Source organism: Streptomyces sp. SKN60 (genome assembly GCF_026236535.1).
GTDB lineage: Bacteria > Actinomycetota > Actinomycetes > Streptomycetales > Streptomycetaceae > Streptomyces.
Genome location: NZ_JAHTMW010000008.1, coordinates 248,669 through 267,455, shown reverse-complemented (window position 1 = coordinate 267,455; position 18,787 = coordinate 248,669). Strand labels below are relative to the sequence as shown.

At 72.5% G+C, this 18,787-nt stretch carries 16 protein-coding genes and 1 pseudogene; 12 read left to right on the top strand and 5 right to left on the bottom strand.

Annotated elements, in window-relative coordinates:
* The first annotated feature begins 264 nt into the window (after positions 1-264).
* Both KV205_RS16025 and KV205_RS16020 read left to right on the top strand, forming a co-directional pair.
* Positions 265-555, top strand: coding sequence for an acyl carrier protein (locus KV205_RS16025; RefSeq protein WP_265865032.1), 291 nt, complete (start codon positions 265-267; stop codon positions 553-555).
* Complete coding sequence (locus tag KV205_RS16020) at positions 552-2,306, top strand: (2,3-dihydroxybenzoyl)adenylate synthase (RefSeq protein ID WP_265865031.1); 1,755 nt, start codon at positions 552-554, stop codon at positions 2,304-2,306. The genes KV205_RS16025 and KV205_RS16020 overlap by 4 nt, the downstream gene beginning before the upstream one ends.
* Before the next feature lie 152 nt (positions 2,307-2,458).
* Here the strand turns inward: KV205_RS16020 and KV205_RS16015 are convergent.
* Positions 2,459-2,890 (bottom strand): annotated as a pseudogene (locus KV205_RS16015) (4'-phosphopantetheinyl transferase superfamily protein); the annotation flags it as partial.
* A 219-nt stretch (positions 2,891-3,109) separates the two neighbouring features.
* On the opposite strand from KV205_RS16015, the gene KV205_RS16010 reads away from it, so the two are divergent.
* From KV205_RS16010 to KV205_RS16000, 3 genes are read left to right on the top strand one after another with little or no spacing between them, the layout of a single operon-like run.
* Complete coding sequence (locus tag KV205_RS16010) at positions 3,110-3,667, top strand: TIGR00730 family Rossman fold protein (RefSeq protein ID WP_265865030.1); 558 nt, start codon at positions 3,110-3,112, stop codon at positions 3,665-3,667.
* 35 nt (positions 3,668-3,702) lie between these two features.
* Complete coding sequence (locus KV205_RS16005; protein ID WP_265865029.1) at positions 3,703-4,467, top strand: thioesterase II family protein; 765 nt, start codon at positions 3,703-3,705, stop codon at positions 4,465-4,467.
* Positions 4,464-5,150 (top strand): FadR/GntR family transcriptional regulator, encoded by a 687-nt coding sequence (locus KV205_RS16000; protein WP_265865028.1) that lies wholly within the window; start codon positions 4,464-4,466, stop codon positions 5,148-5,150. Before KV205_RS16005 ends, KV205_RS16000 begins: the two co-directional genes overlap by 4 nt.
* A 7-nt stretch (positions 5,151-5,157) precedes the next feature.
* Here the strand turns inward: KV205_RS16000 and KV205_RS15995 are convergent, their stop codons facing one another.
* Entirely contained in the window at positions 5,158-5,964 is an 807-nt protein-coding gene (locus KV205_RS15995) for an AfsR/SARP family transcriptional regulator (RefSeq protein WP_265865027.1), read from the bottom strand.
* Positions 5,965-6,461: 497 nt separating this feature from the next.
* Positions 6,462-7,727, bottom strand: coding sequence for a cytochrome P450 (locus KV205_RS15990; RefSeq protein WP_265865026.1), 1,266 nt, complete (start codon positions 7,725-7,727; stop codon positions 6,462-6,464).
* A gap of 219 nt (positions 7,728-7,946) precedes the next feature.
* Between KV205_RS15990 and KV205_RS15985 the strand changes: the two genes are divergently transcribed.
* The 6 genes from KV205_RS15985 to KV205_RS15960 all read left to right on the top strand — a co-directional run bounded on the left by KV205_RS15985 (position 7,947) and on the right by KV205_RS15960 (position 15,210).
* Positions 7,947-8,597 carry a 1-acyl-sn-glycerol-3-phosphate acyltransferase gene (locus tag KV205_RS15985; protein ID WP_265865025.1) on the top strand — a complete coding sequence of 217 codons (651 nt, stop codon included), beginning with the start codon at positions 7,947-7,949 and terminating at the stop codon, positions 8,595-8,597.
* Between the two features lie 28 nt (positions 8,598-8,625).
* Positions 8,626-9,525, top strand: a complete 900-nt coding sequence (locus tag KV205_RS15980) for a sterol desaturase family protein (protein WP_265865024.1) — start codon at positions 8,626-8,628, stop codon at positions 9,523-9,525.
* Positions 9,526-9,636: 111 nt separating this feature from the next.
* Positions 9,637-10,566: an isocitrate lyase/phosphoenolpyruvate mutase family protein gene (locus tag KV205_RS15975; protein ID WP_265865023.1), complete on the top strand. Its 930-nt coding sequence runs from the start codon at positions 9,637-9,639 to the stop codon at positions 10,564-10,566.
* Entirely contained in the window at positions 10,563-11,729 is a 1,167-nt protein-coding gene (aepY, locus tag KV205_RS15970; protein WP_265865022.1) for a phosphonopyruvate decarboxylase, read from the top strand. The genes KV205_RS15975 and aepY overlap by 4 nt, the downstream gene beginning before the upstream one ends.
* The gene (locus KV205_RS15965; RefSeq protein WP_265865021.1) at positions 11,726-12,883 is read left to right on the top strand and encodes a 2-aminoethylphosphonate aminotransferase; all 1,158 of its coding nucleotides are present in this window, start codon (positions 11,726-11,728) and stop codon (positions 12,881-12,883) included. Before aepY ends, KV205_RS15965 begins: the two co-directional genes overlap by 4 nt.
* Complete coding sequence (locus tag KV205_RS15960) at positions 12,880-15,210, top strand: FAD/NAD(P)-binding protein (protein WP_265865020.1); 2,331 nt, start codon at positions 12,880-12,882, stop codon at positions 15,208-15,210. The genes KV205_RS15965 and KV205_RS15960 overlap by 4 nt, the downstream gene beginning before the upstream one ends.
* Here the strand turns inward: KV205_RS15960 and KV205_RS15955 are convergent.
* Positions 15,171-16,295: a sensor histidine kinase gene (locus tag KV205_RS15955; protein WP_265865019.1), complete on the bottom strand. Its 1,125-nt coding sequence runs from the start codon at positions 16,293-16,295 to the stop codon at positions 15,171-15,173. The two genes, KV205_RS15960 and KV205_RS15955, sit on opposite strands and share 40 nt — an antisense overlap.
* Entirely contained in the window at positions 16,292-16,972 is a 681-nt protein-coding gene (locus KV205_RS15950; protein WP_265865018.1) for a response regulator transcription factor, read from the bottom strand. The genes KV205_RS15955 and KV205_RS15950 overlap by 4 nt, the downstream gene beginning before the upstream one ends.
* A gap of 627 nt (positions 16,973-17,599) precedes the next feature.
* Here KV205_RS15950 and KV205_RS15945 point away from each other — a divergent pair.
* Positions 17,600-18,751 (top strand): DUF418 domain-containing protein, encoded by a 1,152-nt coding sequence (locus KV205_RS15945; protein ID WP_265865017.1) that lies wholly within the window; start codon positions 17,600-17,602, stop codon positions 18,749-18,751.
* The last annotated feature ends 36 nt before the right edge of the window (positions 18,752-18,787 follow it).

The window sequence follows — 18,787 nt, the reverse complement described above, 5'->3', positions numbered from 1 at the left end:
ATCTGTTCAAGCCCTTCCAACCGAAAGCCTGGCGATCCAATTTGTCCGAGAGAAACAACGTAATCGAGCGGCCTAAAACCGAACTTAAAGTTCGCCAGTCGGCCGGATATCGGACGCTAAAGAAGTGCGGAACTCCCGCGCAGCGGAGGAATATCGCAACAGGCGGGGCGCTAGCATGACGGCACATCACGTGAATTAAGGCCGCCCGGCATCCGGTTTACCGTCAAAAGCCCGCGCGGAGAAAGCCCTTCTCCAGGAGGTTCTGTGAACGCGACTCTCGATGAACTGCGCAGCATTCTCATGGAGCTGGGCGTGGCGGAGGACGAGCTGACGCCCGGCTGCCGGCTGCGGTCCGGTCTCGCCCTGGACTCCACCGAGACCGCGCAGCTGGAGCTGGAGATCGAGGAGCGGCTGCGGGCCCGGGTCGACCTCTGGGACCGGCACGACTACTCCCTGGCCGAACTGGCCGGAGCGATCGACCGGGAGGCGGGGAACGCGGCGGCCGGAAGCGAGGACGGGGCCGGGACCGGTACCGCCGGAGAGGGCGCCCGATGACCGACGGCATCGTGCGCGTCCCCGCCGAGCGCGCCGAGGAGTACCGCCGGCGCGGCTGGTGGCGACCCGAGCTCGTCACCGACGTGGCGCTCGCCGCGTCGGCGGCCCACCCGGACCGCTGCGCCGTCGTCGACGGCGGCGACCGCCTCACGTACGGCGAACTCGCCACGGCCGTCGACACGGCGGCGGCCCGGCTGCGCGGCCTCGGCATCGGCCGCGGCGACCATGTGCTCGTCCAGCTGCCCAACGGCCTGGAGTACGTGGTCACCACCCTCGCCCTGATCCGGCTGGGCGCGCCTCCGGTGGTGGCCCTGCCGGCGCTGCGCGAGCACGAACTCGACCACGTCCTGAGCGTCACCAAGCCGGTCGCGCTGGCCGTGCCGCGCCGCTCGCGCCGCTTCGACCATCTGGCCATGGCCGAGCGCCTGCGGGAGCGGCACCCGGGCATCCGCACGCTGCTCGTCACCCGCGAGGACCGGAGCACGGCGGAGCCGGACGTGCCGGTCCGTACGGACGCGCCGACCCCGGCAGGCCTGGCCGACCTCACGGCCCTTGCCCTGGGCGGCGTACTGCCCGGCGTCGAGGCCCCGGACCACGGGCCGCACCCCGCCTCGGACGACGCCGCGGGCGACACCCCGGAGCCGCCCTCTCCGCGGGACAACGCGCTGTTCCTGCTCTCCAGCGGGACCACCGGCCCGCCGAAGGCGATCCCCCGTCCCCACGAGGCGTTCGGGCATGTCATCGACTCCGCGGCCGAGGTGTCCGGGCTCACCGAGTCGTCCGTCTACCTGGCGGTGATGCCGGCCTCGCACAGCTTCGTCCTCGGCCACCCGGGGATCCTCGGCACGCTCTCGCGCGGCGGCCGGATCGTCCTCGACTCCCCCGACGACCCCCGGCGGACCCTGGCGCTCGTCGAGCGCGAAGGGGTGACGCACTGCGCACTCGCCCCCGCGGTCCTGCTCCAGTGGCTCGCCGCCGCCGAGGAGGGCACCGAGGAGGGCTCCTACGATCTGACGAGCCTTCAGGTGCTGCAGATCGGCGGCGCGCGCCTCGACGCCACCACCGCCCGCCGGGTCCGCGAGCGGCTGGGCTGTCGGGTCCAGCAGGTCTACGGCATGAGCGAGGGCCTGCTGAACTTCACCCGGCTCGACGACCCGGACGCGGTGGTCGACGAGACCCAGGGCCGCCCCTCCGCCCCCGGCGACACCCTCCTCGTCGTCGACGAGTCCGGCCGCGAGGTCGGCCCCGGGGAGACCGGCGAACTCCTCACCCGGGGCCCGAGCGTGCTCTCTGGCTACTACGGCGAGGACGAGGGCAACGCCCGCGCGTTCACCGCGGACGGCTACTACCGCACCGGCGACCTGGTGCGGCTGCACCCCAGCGGCAACCTGGTGGTCGCGGGGCGGGTCAAGGACGTCATCAACCGGGGCGGCGAGAAGATCCCCGCGGACGAGCTGGAGGCGGTCGTCCTGACCCATCCGGGCGTCCGCGCCGCCGCGGCGGTCGCGATGCCGCATCCGCTGTACGGGGAGGCCGTGTGCCTCTTCGCCGTGGGCACCGAGGACGGCCTGCCGGCCCTGCGCGTGCTGCGGCGCCACCTGGAGGACAAGGGCCTGGCCCGCTACAAGCTGCCGGAGCGGCTCGTACCGGTGGAGGCGCTGCCGCTGGCCGGCGTCGGCAAGGTGAACAAGGTGGCACTGCGGGCCGAGGCCGCGCGGCTGGTGGCGGCCGACCGGGCCGCCCGCTCATGAAGCGCCTCGGCCCCGGCGAGCTCCGCGAACTCCCCGTGCCGGACGCCGAATCCGGGCGGTCCGAGGACGGCGAGCACCGCGGCGTAGCCGGGCGGCGCGTCGAGCCGGGTCAGCCGCATCTCCTCGGCGAGCCGGGGCCGGCCCTCCCAGTGCGTGAGCCGCGGCGCGCCCTCCGGATCGTCGACGCCCAGCCGGTTCATGGGGAACCGCAGTCCGTCACCGGTCGCCTTCAGTGCCGCCTCCTTGCACGTCCACACCGAGAGCAGCCGGCGCCGGCGTGCGGATTCCGGCAGCTCCCGGTAGGCGGCCGTCTCCGCGGGCGCCAGCATGCGGGGCGCGAGTCCCGGCAGGTCGACGGTTCCGTCGTCGCTCTCGACGTCGATCCCCACGGGGGTCTCCCGGGCCACGGCGAGGGCGATGTGGTCGCCCGAGTGGGACAGGGACAGTTCGAAGGACTCGTCCAGGGCCACCCGGGGCTTGCCGTGCGGTCCGCCGCATCCGTCGCAGGCCCGGACGACCGGTACGGCACGGGGCGCGAGGCCCGTGTAGCCGCCCACGGCCCGTCTGATCAGGGCGCAGCCCATCACGAACCGGGCCGCCGCATCGGGCCTGACCAGCTGCGCGAGGCGTTCCCGCTCCTGCGCGCCGAGCAGGTCGCGGTGGTGCGGACGCAGCTCGCCCACCGTCCCCCACCACACGTGGACGGTGCCGTGCGGCAGTTCCGCACTCTTCTCGACGACGGCCCTCACGCGAGCACCACTCCTTTGACTCCTGTGCACAACGGATCGGACGGGACGGTTTCCATGGCTCTTTCGGTGTGTGTCTTCTGCAGCTCCTCGGACGCGGTCGACGCCCGGTACGTCCGGCTGGCCGAAGAGGTGGGCACGGCGGTCGCCGCCCGCGGCTGGACGCTGGTCTCCGGCGGCGAGCACGTCTCGATGATGGGCGCGGTGGCCGCCGCCGCGCGGGCGGCCGGCGGGCAGACGGTCGGGATCGTCTCGGACTCGCTCCTGCACCGCGCCGACCGGGACAGCGACCGGCTGGTCGTCGCCCGGGGCATGAGCGCCCGCAAGCAGCGGATGTGCGACGAGGCCGACGCCCTGCTCGCGCTGCCGGGCGGCCTCGGCACCTGCGACGAGATCTTCACGGCCTGGACGGAACGCATGGTCGGGGCGCACGCCAAACCCCTCGTCCTGCTCGACCCCGACAACCACTTCGGCGGCCTGCTCGACTGGGTCGCCGACGCCCGGGCGCGCGGGTTCGTGACGGAGCGCTCGCTGGCGGCGGTACGGCACGTGCGCACCGTCGCCGACGCCCTGGACACCTGCGCCGGCCGGCTGCCCGCCGCCACGACGCGCTGAGCTCGCCCACCCACGGAAAGGTCCCGGAGAACCCCATGGAAACCACGAACCGCACGAGCCCGTGGCTGATCACCCCCCGGCCCGACGCCGACGCCCGGCTGCGGCTCTTCTGCGTGCCGTACGCGGGCGGCGGCGCGTCCATGTACCGCGGCTGGGCGCACCGGCTGCCGGCCGGGGTGGAGGTCAACGCCGTACAACTGCCCGGCCGCGAGGAGCGCTTCCGCGAGGAGCCGGCGCGGCGGCTCGACGACGTGGTGGCCCGGCTCGGCTCCGTACTGGCCGGGCGCACCGACCGGCCCTACGCCCTCTTCGGGCACAGCATGGGCAGCCTGCTGGCCTTCGAGACCGCGCGGTGGCTGCGCGCCGAGGGCTGCCCGGCGCCCGAGTTCGTCATCGTGTCGGGCCGCGGAGCGGCGCAGATCACGCCGCCGTGGCCCGCCATCCACCACCTTCCGGAGGAGGAGTTCGTCCAGCGGGTGATGGAGATGCACGGCACGCCGGCCTGGGTCTTCGAGGACCAGCAGCTGCGCGCGATGGTGGTACGGACCCTGCGGGCCGACCTGGCGGTGGTGGACACCTACCGGTACCGCAACGAGGCTCCGCTGCCGTACCCGATCACGGCCTTCACCAGCCCCGGCGACCGGCTCGCGCCGATCGAGCACGTGCATGCCTGGGCCGAGCAGACCACGGCGGGCTTCCGCTGTCATGAGATCGAGGGCGGGCATTTCTTCCTCCGGGACAATGCGGAGACGTTCCTCTCCGTGCTGAATTCCGAACTCGAGGCGAGGCTCTCGTCGTGACGGCGGTCCGCCGCGCCCTCCTGGTCGACCAGGTGATCGAGCACATGCGGCAGCGGATCACCGCAGGCGCCTGGCCGGTGGGCCACCGCATCCCCACCGAACCGGTGCTCGCCGACGAACTCCAGGTGGCCCGCAACACCGTCCGCGAAGCGGTCCGGGCGCTCTCGCACTCCGGCCTCCTCCAGGTGCGGCAGGGCAGCGGCACGTACGTACGGGCCACCAGCGAACTGTCCGGCGCCCTGCGCCGCCTGCGCACGGCCGAGCTGCGCGACGTGCTCCAGGTGCGGCGCGGCCTGGAGGTCGAGGCGGCGCGGCTCGCGGCCGACGTGCGGGACGAGGACGGTCTGCGGGCCCTTGAGGCCCGGCTCGCGGAGTGCGAGGCGGTGGCGCGGGCGGGCCGGTGGGAGAGGCTGGCGCAGCTGGACACCGCGTTCCACATGGCGCTCGTGGAGTTCACGGGGAACAGCGTCCTGGCCGGCCTGTACCGCGGTTTCTACGAGGCGGTGCTGGCCAGCGTGCTCACCTGCGTGGATCCGTGCGGCGCCGAGCCCGGACTCGCCTTCCACCGCAGGCTTCTGGAAGCGGTGCGGGCCGGCGACGCCGAGCGGGCGGCGGCCGAGGCGGGTGCCCATCTGTCCGCGCTGCTGCGACAGCGGAACGCGGTTCCCGCGGCGGCGGGCTGACGGACCGTCACGATGCCCGCGCGCCCACGGCCGCGAGCGGCGCGGCGGACGGCTCCAGCCACGGCTCCCTGGACAGCACGGCGTGATGCAGATTCTGCAGCCGCGGGCCGGGCTCCATGCCCAGTTCCTCGATGAGGATGCGCCGGATGCGGTTGTAGACGTCCAGGCATTCGGAGATGCGGCCGCTGCGGTAGAGGGCGATCATCAGGAAGAAGTAGAGGTTCTCCCAGATCGGCTTCTCGGCGATGAGCCCGTACAGCTCGCTGGTCAGCATCGAGTGGCGGCCAAGGCCGATCTCGAGCTCGAGCCACTGCTCGTACACCGCGTTGCGCCGCTCGTCCATCTGCTGGGCGTAGTCCCGCAGGGCCGGCACGTCCCGGAGGTCGGCGAGCGCCGGTCCGTTCCAGAGGGCCAAGGCCTCCGAGAACACGCTCGCCGCTTCCTCCGCACGGCCGGCCGCGGCCGCGGAACGGGCCTTCGCCACCAGTGAGTCGAAGCCGTCGCAGTCCATCACCTGGGCGCCAGGGCGGAACACATAGCCGGACGGCGTGGTCGCGAGCACGCCCGGGTCGATTCCGACGCCCTGGAAATGCTTGCGCAATTTGGAGACATAGACCTGCAGGGCGGTGGACGCCGTGCGCGGCGGCTCGTCCGACCACAGCACGTCGATCAGGTGCGGCGCGGTGACAGGACGGTCGGAACTGACACACAGAGCCGCGAGAAGAGAACGGAGCTTCAGAGGGCGAGGAGTAACCCGCTCTCCCTCATCGTTCTTCACTTCGAGTGGTCCAAGAATTTGTATCTTCACGAACATCCCCCTACTTGCCATGTGTGCACAGTTGCGCAACTGAACGGTGCACACACGTGACGCCGGCCGCACGAACCGCGCGGCCGGTTTGATCTTCAGCAGAAGGAACCTGGGCCGTCAAGTTTCGGCCTCGGACGCGAATTGCCCTTACGCGGGACCATTCTCGTACAATGACCGCGCCGCGAGGCACCAATCAGGACATTTGCTACCGATCTCAGCCCTCCGAGCCTCACAGGGGCCGCTTCTCCACCCGCATGCGACACCGCTCGGGAGCAGCGGAAAGTGACACACTGATCCAGCCGGGTAAACTCTTCGCCAAGTTCAACCGTACCGCGCGGTCTGGTTTTTCTGCCGCTTTAGCGGAGCACAACCGGAGCCGGGCCATATCCCTTGGGTACGGTCTGGACCTGCGCGGCGTCTGCCGGAGCAAAGACGAAGCGGAGCCGAAGCGGAAGTGATCTTGCACACACCGCCCGGCGGGTTCGCTTCGCGCCGGTCGCGCGTCAGCCGAGGGTCACCGGCAGGGACGCATATCCGCGCAGAGCCAGCCGGTCGGTGCGCACGGGTGTCCCCGCGAGCGCCATCGCGGGAAATCGCGCGAACAGCTCGTGGAAAGCGACTTCCGCCTCCATGCGGGCGAGCGCGGAGCCCAGGCAGAAATGGGGTCCGGCCCCGAAGGAGAGCGACGGGCCGGCGGGGCGGCCGGGGTCGAAGACGTCGGGGTCGGGGAAGCGGCGGGGATCCCGGTTCGCCGCGCCGAGGAGGACAAGCACCTGGGTGCCCTCGGCGATCCGCAGGCCGCCGAGCACCGTGTCCTCGGTCGCCCACCGGTCGGTGACCTGCGCGGGCGGGTCGTGGCGCAGGACCTCCTGCACGCAGGCGGCCGCCGCGGCGGGATCCCGGGCGATCCGGTCCCGGTCGGCCGGCCGGTCGAGCAGCACACCGAGCCCGTTGGCCAGCAGGCTCGCGGTGGTCTCGAAGCCCGCGGCGAGCATCAGCACCAGGTTCACCACCAGTTCACGCTCGCCGAGCAGTGCGCCGTCGGCGCCGGTGTCGGTGCCGGTGCCGGCGTCGGCGTCGGCGTCGGCGTCGCTCACCTGGACCAGGGAACTGATCAGGTCCTGCTCCGGCCGCTCGCGCCGCTCGCCGACGAGGCCCGCGAAGTACTCCATCAGTTCGCTCGCCGCGGCGTCGGCCCTGCTCAGGTCCCGTTCCCGGCCCGCGGGTTCGAGCACGTACGAGAGGTCCGTGGCCCGGTCGCGGAACCAGCCGCGGTCCCCGGCGGGCACGCCGAGCAGCTCGCAGATCAGCGCGATGGGCAGCGGATAGGCGAAGCCGTCCACGAAGTCCACGGGCCCGCCGCCTGCCGCCTGTTCGGCCAGGCCGTCCAGGAGGCGGCGGGTGTGACCGAGCGCGGCCTCCCGCAGGCCGGCCACCCGCCGGGAGGTCAGCGGCCGGCTCAGCAGCCGCCGGACGCGTTCGTGGTGCGGTGCCCGGGCCCGTATGACCGAGTCGCCGATCATGGCCGCCGAGGGGTGTGCGGCGATCCACCCCGGCCGGGTCCGCTCGCGGAACGCGCTGTCCTTGACCTGGAAGACGGGACTGCGCAGCACCTCGTCCGCCTCCGCGTACCCGCAGACGACCACCCACTCGTCGTTCAGCCGGTGCACCGGCCCGCCCGCGTGCAAGGCACGGTAGACCGGGACGGGGTCCTCCCGGACCCCGGACGTGAACAATGCGTCGACCGGGCGTAAGGCGTGGTTCGTCATGCGATCCACCATGCCGGTAATCCCCCGGCCGGCAAACGGGACCCGGGCCGAATTATTCACCGCAGCGGGCGCCATGCCCGGCCCCGCTTACCCCACCGGTTAGTCATCCTTTAGCGGAATTCCCGCCCCCCGTTGCTACAGTCGCCGCATTCCCACGTACCTGCCGACACAGCTAGGCGGACCATGCTCCGGTCATCACTCAGGGCAATTCTGGCCGTTATGATGCGCATATTCTTCCGGCCCCGCATCACCGGAATCGAGAACATTCCGGAATCCGGGCCGTGCATCATCGCGGCCAATCATCTGTCGTTCTCGGACCACGTCTTCATCTCGCTGGCCACCAAACGGCCGGTCTGCTTCATCGGAAAGGCCGAGCGGCTCACCGGCACCGGACTGAAGGGGCTCGTCAGCAAGGTCTTCTTCAGCGCCGTGGGCATCGTCCCGGTGGACCGGGACGGCGGCCCGGGCGGCGTCGCCGCGCTGGAGCAGGCGCGCGAAGTCATCGAGGAGGGACGCGTCTTCGGCATTCACCCCGAAGGCACCCGCTCCCCGGACGGGCGCGTCCACCGGGGCAAGACGGGGGTGGGCTGGCTGGCCATGGCGACCGGCGCGCCGGTGGTGCCGTGCGGCCTGGCCGGCACCGCGGACGTACAGCCGCTCGGCAGCCTCGTACCCCGGCCGGTCCGGTTCGACATGCACTTCGGGAAGCCCATGCTCTTCCCCGAGCACGTCGGATCCGAGCGCGACCCGAAGCTGCGCCGCTCTGTCACCGACGAGATCATGCGGCAGATCCAGGAACTGTCGGGACTCGAATACGTCGGCCGGTTCGCCTCGAAGGACAAGGCGCCGGCCGGGAACACCAGCCGCTGAGCGGCCCGACGCCTCCACGGGGAATCCCTTGTTCTCTCAGCTCTCGGAACGACTGCACGACCCGGTGGTCTACGCGCTGCCCGTGGTCGCCCTGATCATCCTCGTCGAGTTCGTGGCCCTCCGCCTCGACCGCGACGAACACCGCCGCTACGACCTCCGGGACACCCGGGCGAACATCGTCACCGGACTCGGCGCCCTGGTCATCTCCAGCGTGCTGCGCACCGCCGCCCTGGTGTTCTACGCCTGGCTCTACACCTCCGTGGCGCCGTTCCGGCTGTCCGCGGACGCCTGGTACACGTGGGTCGTCCTGTTCTTCGCGGTCGACCTCACGATCTACGTCTACCACCGGATGACGCACCGGATCCGGCTCCTCTGGGCCGGCCACCAGGTCCATCACTCCAGCCAGTACCTCAATGTGTCGGTCGCGCTGCGCCGCAAATGGGCCCAGTGGTTCGAGAAGCTGATGTGGCTGCCCCTCCCCCTGATGGGCGTGCCGCCCGTGCTCGTCTTCACGATGCACTCGGTCCATCTCATCTACGGGCTCTTCGCCCACACCGAGAAGATCGGCAAGCTGCCCCGGCCCTTCGAGGCCGTCCTCGTCACGCCCTCCCACCACCGGGTGCACCACGGCAGCGACCCGGAGTACCTCGACAAGAACTACGGCAGCATCCTCATCATCTGGGACCGCATGTTCGGCACGTTCCAGCCCGAACTCCACCGTCCCACCTACGGCCTGACGAAGCAGCTGGAGACCCACAGCGTCTGGCGCATCCAGTGGCACGAGTTCGCCCGGATGATCCAGGACATCCGCCGGGCGCGCAGCTGGCGCGACCGGGCCGGCTACGTCTTCGGTCCGCCCGGCTGGCGGCCCGCCCGGGACCTCGGGAACGCCGGTGCGGCACCGGCGACGGACCACATCCCGGCGTAAGAGACGCGGAGTTCCGGCGTGAGACACCCGGGGCTCCGGCGTAAGACACCCGGGGCTCCGGCCGTGACCGGATCCGGCACCTTCGAGAATTCCGACGACAGGGGGAACTTCATGACGCCCGACACCACCACCGGCCGCACGAACTCCGGGGCCGCCCGGCTGCGGGAGCTCTTCGCACGGCCCGGGGTCGTCCGCCTGGCCGGCGCCCACAATCCGCTCGGGGCGCGCCTGGCGGAGCGGGCGGGGTTCGACGGCGTGTGGTCGAGCGGACTGGAGATCTCGGCCTCGCAGGGGCTGCCCGACTGCGATCTGCTCACCATGTCGGAACTGCTCGCGGTGGCCGGCGCGATGGCGGCCGCCGTGGACGTCCCCCTGGTCGCGGACTGCGACACGGGATACGGCAACGCGCTCAACGTCATGCACATGATCCGGCGGTACGAGCGGGCGGGCATCGCCGCCGTCAGCATCGAGGACAAGGTGTTCCCCAAGGTGAACAGCTTCGTCCCCGGGCGCCAGGACCTCACCCCGGTGGACGAGTTCTGCGGGAAGATCGAAGCGGCGCGGAGCGCCCGGCGCGACGGCGACCTCATGGTCATCGCCCGCATCGAGGCCCTCATCGCCGGTCGCGGCATGGACGAGGCGCTGGCGCGGGGCGAGGCGTACGCGGAGGCCGGGGCGGACGCGGTCCTCATCCACGCCAAGGGCGACGCGCCCGGGCCCGTCCTCGAATTCCTGCGCCACTGGCGCCCGGACGTCCCGGTGGTCGTGGTGCCCACCACGTACCACACGATCACCGCAGACGAACTGGGCGCGGCCGGCGCGAAGATGGTCATCTACGCCAACCACGGCCTGCGGGCGGCGATCAGCGCGGTCACCCAGGCCTTCGACGCGATCCTCCGGGACGGCCGCAGCACGGCGATCGAGGAGCGGATCGCGCCGCTCTCCACGGTCTTCTCCCTGCAGGGTCTCGCCGAACTGAAGCAGGACGAGGAGCGTTTCGTCCGCGGCGGTGTGCCCGTGGCGGGGCAGGTGGCGTCATGACGAGCGCCGCCCCTGCGATCGCCCCTGCGACCGCCGCTACGACCGCCGCTACGACCGCGCTTGACGCCGAGGAGGTCGTCGCGGCCTTCCGTACGGCGGGGTTCGGGCCGTTCACCGGAGTGCCCTGCTCCTTCCTCGGCCCGGTGATCAGCTGCCTGGAGCGCCGGCACCCGGACGACTACGTCATCGCGGCCAACGAGGGCGAGGCCGTGGCCATCGCCGCCGGCGCCCGGCTGGCCGGGCGGCGCCCCGTCGTCATCCTGCAGAACTCGGGCCTCGGCAACGCCGTCAACCCGCTGACCTCGCTCTGCCACACGCTGCGGCTGCCCGTTCTGCTCCTCGTCACCTGGCGGGGCGAACCCGGCACTCCGGACGAGCCCCAGCACGAGCTCATTGGGCAGATCACCCCCGGCATCCTCACCGCCATGGGCATCCGGCACGAACTCCTGCCGGACACCGGGGAGTTGCTCGCCGAGCGGCTGCGGGTCGCCGCCTCCCACATGGACGCCACCGGTCTGCCCTTCGCCTTCGTCGTCCCCAAGGGTGCCGTCGCCCCCGTCCCCCGTACGCCCCAGGAGCCGTCCGGCGCCGGCGGTCCGCTGCTGCGCAGCGAGGCGATCGGCCACGTCATGCGGCTCGTCGGCGACCGGGCGCTGGTCGTCGCCACCACCGGCAAGACCGCCCGCGAGCTGGAGCGGGACCGGGACCGGGCCGGGAATCTGTACGTCGTCGGCTCGATGGGCTGCGCGTCGAGCGTGGCGCTCGGCGTCGCGCTGCACGCGCCGTCGAAGCAGGTCGTGGTGCTGGACGGCGACGGCGCGGCGCTGATGCGCCTGGAGGCGATGGCGACGATCGGGCGGACGGCCCCGCCGAACCTGCTGCACATCGTCTTCGACAACGGCGCCTACGAGTCGACCGGCGGCCAGCCGACGGGCTCGGCCCATGTGGACTTCGCCGGGGTGGCCACGGCCTGCGGCTACCGCCACGCCGCCGACGTGACGACCGCCGAGGGCCTTGGCGAGGCCCTGTCGCGGCTGCCCGCCGGCGGCGGACCGGCGCTGCTGCGGGTGCGCGTCGCGCCCTACTCCGACCCGGGCCTCGGCCGGCCCGCCCTGCCCCCGCCGGCCTCGGCCGCGCGCTTCTCCGCGGAGGTCACCGCATGACGGCCCGCAGCACCACCCGCCCGGGCGGCTCCGCCGTCGCCCGGACCGTCCTGATGAACCCGGGACCGGTGAACACCGACGAGACCGTCCGGGCCGCGCTCGGCGGGCCCGACCTGTGCCATCGCGAGCCGGAGTTCGGCGCGCTGATGACCCGGGTGCGCCGGAAGATCACCGCCGTGTGCGGGGGCGGCGACGACCACACCTCGGTCGTCCTGACCGGCTCGGGCACCTCGGCGCTGGAGGCCGCCGTCGCCTGCGCCGTGCCCGCCGGCGGCGCGCTGCTCGTCGTGGACAACGGCCACTACGGGCAGCGGCTCCACGACATCGCCCGGGCCCACGGCATCCGCTGCGTACGCCTCGAACTCGGCTGGGGCACCCCGGTCGACGCGGACCGCGTCGACCGGGAGCTGGCCGCGGATCCCGGCCTCACCCACCTCGCGGTGGTACACCACGAGACGAGCACCGGCATGCTCAACGACGTGGCGGCCCTCGCCAAGGTGGCCCGCGCCCACGGCCGCCGGATCATCGTCGACGCCGTCAGCAGCGTGGGCGCGGAGTCCCTCGATCTCGCGCGCGACGGCATCGACTGGCTCGTCGGCACCGCCAACAAGTGTCTGGAGGGCATGCCGGGCCTCGCGTTCGTCTGCGCCTCCCGGCAGGCCTTCGAGGACCTGGCGACTCACCCGCGGCGGAGCTACTACCTCGATCTGCACCGGCACTACGCGGCGCAGGAGAAGGCCCAGGCGCCCGCCTTCACCCCGGCGGTCCCTCTCTTCTACGCCTTCGAGACGGCCCTTGACCTGGCCCTCGCCGAGGGCGTGGCGGCCCGCGGCCGCCGCTACGGCGCACTCGCCGGCCGACTGCGGACCGGTCTCGCCGCGCTCGGGCTGCACATCCCGCTCGACCCGCGGCACCGGGCCGTGAGCCTCACGGTGGTCCGCCTCCCGGAGGGCGTCCGTTACGCGCATCTGCACCGGGCCCTGAAGGACGAGGGGTTCGTGGTCTACGCGGCCCAGGAGGAGCTGTCGGCCGGCTTCTTCCGGCTCTCCACCATGGGCACCATGGACGCGCGGGACATCGACCGGTTCCTCTCCGTCCTCAGCCGGATCCTGCCGGGGCTCCGGGAACTCACGGCGGGCGGGGAGGCCGCGTGAACCCGGCGGCGGAGGACACGGCGAACGACACGATGGACGACACGATGGACGACAAGCCGGCCGTCCACCGGCTCGCGATCGTGGGCGGCGGCCCCCGGGCCACATACGCGGTGGAACGCCTGTCGGCGGAGATCGCCCGGCTGGGCCGCGACCGGCGTCTGGAGGTACGGATCTTCGAACGCTCCGGGGAGTTCGGCTCCGGCGAGGCCCACAGCCCGACGCAGCCCAGGACCAGTTATCTGAACCGCATCAGCAGCCAGGTCTCCTTCGCCGCGGACGAGTCCGTGCGGGACGCCGGGCCGCTGCGGCCCGCCCCGCAACGGCCCACCCTCCACGCGTGGTGCCGGCAGCGCTTCGCCGAGACCGGCGACGCCGACCTCGACCTCGCCCCCGGGGACTGGCCGAAGCGTTACGTGCACGGGCTGGCGTTGCAGGACATGTTCGGCACCTTCGTGCGCGAGCTGCGCGCCCACCCCGGCGTCTCCGTACACCTGCACCACACCGAGGTCGTCGACATCGCGCCGCACGCCCACGGGCTCACGGTGCGCACCGCCGACGGCGGCGCCCACCCCGCCGACCAGGTCCTCCTCGTGACGGGGCACACCCACCACGACCCGCGGCGCGCGGCGGGCACGCGCGGCCTGGCGGACTTCGCCGACCGCACCGGGTGCGCCTACGTCCCGTACGCCTACCCCCTGGACCGGGCGCTGCCGCCGCGGATCACCGGGCCCGGCCGGGTCGTCGGCATCGCCGGCATGGGGCTGACGGCGATCGACGAGATCCTCCACCTGACCGAGGGGCGGGGCGGGACCTTCGTCCCCGGCCCGGACGGCGGGCTGCGCTACGAGCCCAGCGGTGCCGAGCCGGCGAAACTCCTGGCCTTCAGCGAGACGGGCGTCTTCACCTTCGCCCGCCCCGACAACCACAAGGACGCCGATCCCGAACGCCTGGAGCACCGCGGCGTGTTCCTCACCGGCGAGGCGGTCGACCGGCTGCGGTCGAGCGTCGGCACCCCGCGCGGCGACGGAGGGCCCGGCCGGCTCGACTTCGAGCGGGACGTGCTGCCCCTGGTCGTCCTGGAGATGGCCTGGCTGCACTACGCCACGCTGCTCGGGCCGCAGGCGGCCGCCCTCCTGCGCGAGCGGGCGGGTGCGGCGTACCAGGCCTTCCTCGCCGGCGGAGCGCCGCACGGCGACCGGCCCGGCGACCCCACACGGCTCCTCGGCCCGCTCGAAGCGGCGGTGGACGAGATCACCGACACGCTCGAAGCGCTCCTGGACGGCCGTGACCGGCCGCCGGCGGAGACGGGGACGGGGACGGAGGCGCGCGCCTCTGGCTGGTCGGCCGAGGAGGCGATGCTCCGCTGGATCGAGGTCGTCTTCGGCACCGAACCGTGCGCCCTGGCCCGCAAGGCGTGGCGGCAGGGCCCGGACGCCCTGCGCCGAGCCGTGTCCTCGTGGACCTCGCCGTGGTGTCTCGACGAACGGCCGACCGGCAACCGCTTCGACTGGCAGCGCACCATCAGGCCCCTGGACGCCACCGGCCTCGACACTCCCGAACGCTACCGGGAGGCGGTGCTCGCCTTCATGGACCGCGACCTGCGGTGGGCCGAGCAGGGAAACCTGGACAACCCCCACAAGGCCGCGGCCGACGGCGTCTGGCGCGACCTGCGCTCGGTGATCTCCCGTGCGGTGGACGACGGCGGCCTGACCCCCGCCTCCCACCGCGTCTTCCTCGCCCGCTACGTCCGGCTGCACAACCGCCTCGCCAACGGGGCCGCCCCCGAGGTGATGGAGCGGATCCGCACCCTCGTCCGGCACGGCCTGCTCGACATCGGCACCGGCCCCGGCGCCCGACTGCGCCCCGACGAGGCGACGTCACGGTTCCGCGTGGACGGCCCGGCCACGGGCGCCTCCTGCCAGGTGGACACCCTGGCCGACGCCCGGGTCCACCCCTTCGCCCCGCACCGGGACGCCTCGCCCCTCTTCCGCAACCTGCTGAACCACGGCCTGGCCCGCCTCTGGCGCAACGTCTCGGCGACCGGCGACGCCTTCGCACCGGGCGGCCTCGACCTCACCCCCCGCTTCCACCCCCTCCGCCCCGACGGCACCCCCGACCCCCGCCTCACCATCCTGGGCCCCCCGGCCGAGGGCCAGAAGTCCTTCCTCCTCTCGGCCCTGCGCCCCACCGCCGACCACTACGTGATGCGCGACACCGTCACCTGGCTGACCGACTTCTGGCAGCTCCTGGAAACCCCCCGCCCCGAAGCCACTCGTACGCATTGCCTTCAGTCGGACCGGGCGGGGGCTCGTAGTTCGATCGTGTAACCGCCTTCTGGGGTGGGTTCGGCGGTGAGGGTGCCGTCGAGGAGTTCGGCGCGTTCCTTCAGGCCGATGAGGCCGTGGCGGGCGCTGGGGAGGGCGACGGTCGGACGGGTGGGGGCCGTGTTGGTGACGGTGACGCCGAAGTGGTGCGGGTTGTGCCACAGGCGCACCTCGGCACGGGCTCCGGGGGCGTGTTTGCGCACGTTGGTGAGGGCTTCCTGGACCGTGCGGTAGACGGTGCGCTGGGCGGTGGTGCTGATGTCGGCCGGGAGCTGTCCGGTCAGGGTGGTCTCGATGCCGCTGTTGGCGAGGAGCTGCCGGAGGTCGGCGAGGGTGGGCTGGGGGGTGAGTTCGGTTGTCCTGCCGCCGGAGGCACGGAGCAGCGTCACCATGTGGCGGAGTTCGTCGAGGGTGTTGGCGCTCAGGGTGCGGATGGTGCGGGCGGCCTCGCGGGCGTCGGAGTCCTTCGCGGCGACCTGCAGGGCTCCGGCCTGGACGGCGATGAGGCTGACCTGGTGGGAGACGACGTCGTGCATCTCGCGGGCGAGCTGGGCGCGTTCGCGGGCGAGGACGGTCTGGGCGTAGAGGGCGCGTTCGTGTTCCCGTGCCTCCTTGACCTCGACGAGCCGGCGGGCCACGTCGTGCCTGGCCTGCACGAGTTGGCCGAACAGGACGGGGGCGAAGGCCGTGGCGAGCGTGTAGACGAACTGGACGAGCGTCCAGGTCCGGTCGTCGCCGGGGAACCCGTCGGACAGCGGCCAGGCGAGCGTGCCCGCCGCCGCGTTCAGCAGGGCGCAGCCGGCCAGCAGCGGGCGGTTGCGGGTGGACGCGGCGAGTGTGTACAGGGCGGCGATCGGCGCGATCGCGACGTCCATGAACAGGGTCATGGGCAGCGTCAGCAGGAAGACTGCCAGCGGGAAGCGCCGGCGGAGGAACAGGCCGGCGGAGCCCCCGGCGGCGCAGGCCCACATCACCGGGGTGCCCTCGCCGAGGAGGTTGATCCATGCGTCGAGCAGGGCCAGCGCGACGAGGCCCGTGTCGACCGCCCAGGGCGGAAGGCGCCGCCACAGTGCCCGGCCCGTGCTCATCGTCCGTTGTCCCGGGCCGTGTTGCCGTCGTCGTGAGCGAGCAGTCCGGCCCGCTCGGCGAGCAGTGCCGCCTGGACGCGGCTGGTGACGCGCAGTTTGGTCAGGATCGAGCTGACGTGGTCCTTGACGGTGCCCGCGCTCAGGTGGATACGGGTGCCGATGTCGGCGTTGGAGAGTCCTTCGGCGACCAGGACGAGGACGTCGCGTTCCCGGTCGCTGAGCAGGCCGACGCGTGCGACGTCCGCGTCCTGGGGTGCGCCGGCCCCCGGGTGGCCGCGGAGCAGCGCGCGTGATGCCTTCGGCGACATCACGACGCCGCCCGCGGCCAGGGTGCGGACCAGCTGGGCGAGCTGTTCGGGCTCGGTGTCCTTGAGGAGGAAGCCGGAGGCTCCCGAGCGGAGCGCGGTCAGGATGTACTCGTCGGTGTCGAAAGTGGTCAGCATGGCCACGTGCGGTGGTGCGGGCAGTTCCTGGATCTGCCGCAGCACGGTCAGGCCGTCCACGTCCGGCATGCGGATGTCGAGGAGCACGACGTCCGGCGACTCGCGCCGGACCACGTCGGCGGCCTGCGCCCCTTCCGCGGTCGCCACGACCTCGATGCCGTCGGAGGCGTTCAGGATCATCCGGAAACCGGACCGCACCAGGGCCTCGTCGTCCACCACCACTACCCGGATCACCGGCGTCCCGCCTCACACTCTCGTCTGCGCTGTCCCGCTGCTCGGCGACCGGCCCGTGCAATCGCCCGTGCATTCGGAGGTCCCGCGCGCTCGTACGGGTTCGCCTGGCGTCGACCGTACGCCGGGCAGGGTACGCGGTGACGTGATCACCTACGGACTGTGGACACCCGGCGGGTCGGCTCCAGCCGTTCGGGGGGTGCGCTCCGGCCGGTCGGCAGGCCGGCGGGCGGGCGAGTCTCGGCGGATGGCGCCCGCCGTGCTCGTACCGTGGGATCGATCGTACGCGCCGGGGTGCGGATGCTGCTGTCCGAGTGGCCGCTCCGGTGTGGGTGCGACCTCTCGTTGCCAGGTCCGGCGGCGGCTCCCACACCGCCCAGATCATGGCCGAGATCTCCTGCCCGCCATCGACCGCCACCTCTGATCCGTCCGTCCCGGCCCGCCGGTCGGCGGGGTGGTCCCGGCCGGTCGGCGGGGGTGCCACCGAAGCCTGCCGGATGGTCCGCGTCCGTACCGCACCGGGAGATTCCTCGTATGACACAGATACAGCCGCCGCAGGCGACGTCGTCTCCGCAGGAGAACTCGCCTCCACGACTCCGTACCGCGTCCGAGACCGCAGGGAAGCCCTCGATGGGACGCCTGGTCGGGGTGGACCTGGCCCGCGCGCTGGCGGTGTTCGGCATGTACATCGTCCACATCGGCCCGGTGCTCTCGTCCACGCACGGCGTCGGCACCTGGGTCCGGTATCTGGCCGACGGGCACTCCTCGGTCCTGTTCGCCACCCTCGCCGGGTTCTCGCTGATGCTGATCGCCGGCCGCCGCGAGCCGAAGACCGGCCTCGCGGGCCGCCAGGCGAAGGCCCGGATCGCGATCCGCGCCGTGGTCCTGCTGGCCCTGGGCACCGTGCTGGCGATGGAGTACGGGGGCGTGATCATCCTCGGCTTCTACGGTGTCTACTTCCTCCTCGCCCTGCCCCTGCTGCGGCTGTCGGCCAAAGCCCTGGCGATCACCGCGGCCGGCCTCGCGCTCGTCACACCGCAGCTGGCGTTCGTCCTGAACTCGCAGCTCGGCGAGTCCGTCCAGCAGACCGTCAACGCCTACGACCCGCTCAAGAAGCTCAGCGAGGTCGGCGTCCTCGACCTGCTGCTCACCGGCTTCTACCCGACGATCACCTGGATGTCGTTCGTCGTCGCCGGCATGGCGCTGGCCCGCCTCGACCTGTCGGCCGCCTCCGTCCAGCGGCGGCTGGCCGCGCTCGGCGCCGCCCTGACCGCCGGCGCGTACGGCCTGTCCCTGCTGCTGGCGGGCCCGAACGCGCTGCGCAGCATGGCGGAGGACGGGAAGTCGTCGTCCGCCGGGTTCGAGAAGGCGTCCTCGCTCGGCGGCGGATCCTTCGAGGCCCCCCAGCGGGCGGCCTCGGAACTGCTGTCCGTCGGGCCGCACAGCGGCACCACCTTCGACATCATCGGCAGCGTCGGCGTCGCCATCCTCGTGATCGTCGGTGCGACGGTGCTCATGGACCGTCTGCCGCGCCTGCGCAGCCTGGCGAAACCCGTCATCGCCGTGGGCACCATGTCCCTGACGGCGTACGTCGGCCACTTCCTCGCCCAGTCCATGCTCGGCGTATCGGCCGGCGAGAGGACCCAGACGTCCTGGCTCCCCGTGCTCACGTTCATCCTCGGGGCGATCGTGTTCGCCGCGGTCTGGTCCCGCTTCTTCCACCGCGGACCGCTGGAGGCGTTGCTCAACGCCGCCACCAAGCCGGCGAAGTACGTCCGTTGACGCCGGCACTGGGCACAGCCGTGCCGTGCGCCGCGA

Bases quoted from the DNA above. Each gene is read 5' to 3' on its own strand.
- KV205_RS15995 (WP_265865027.1), bottom strand. From the start codon at position 5,964: ATGTTCGTGAAGATACAAATTCTTGGACCACTCGAAGTGAAGAACGAT.
- KV205_RS15985 (WP_265865025.1), top strand. From the start codon at position 7,947: ATGATGCGCATATTCTTCCGGCCCCGCATCACCGGAATCGAGAACATT.
- KV205_RS16010 (WP_265865030.1), top strand. From the start codon at position 3,110: ATGGCTCTTTCGGTGTGTGTCTTCTGCAGCTCCTCGGACGCGGTCGAC.
- KV205_RS16020 (WP_265865031.1), top strand. From the start codon at position 552: ATGACCGACGGCATCGTGCGCGTCCCCGCCGAGCGCGCCGAGGAGTAC.
- KV205_RS15955 (WP_265865019.1), bottom strand. From the start codon at position 16,295: ATGAGCACGGGCCGGGCACTGTGGCGGCGCCTTCCGCCCTGGGCGGTC.
- KV205_RS16005 (WP_265865029.1), top strand. From the start codon at position 3,703: ATGGAAACCACGAACCGCACGAGCCCGTGGCTGATCACCCCCCGGCCC.
- aepY (WP_265865022.1), top strand. From the start codon at position 10,563: ATGACGAGCGCCGCCCCTGCGATCGCCCCTGCGACCGCCGCTACGACC.
- KV205_RS15945 (WP_265865017.1), top strand. From the start codon at position 17,600: ATGGGACGCCTGGTCGGGGTGGACCTGGCCCGCGCGCTGGCGGTGTTC.
- KV205_RS15965 (WP_265865021.1), top strand. From the start codon at position 11,726: ATGACGGCCCGCAGCACCACCCGCCCGGGCGGCTCCGCCGTCGCCCGG.
- KV205_RS15975 (WP_265865023.1), top strand. From the start codon at position 9,637: ATGACGCCCGACACCACCACCGGCCGCACGAACTCCGGGGCCGCCCGG.
- KV205_RS15990 (WP_265865026.1), bottom strand. From the start codon at position 7,727: ATGACGAACCACGCCTTACGCCCGGTCGACGCATTGTTCACGTCCGGG.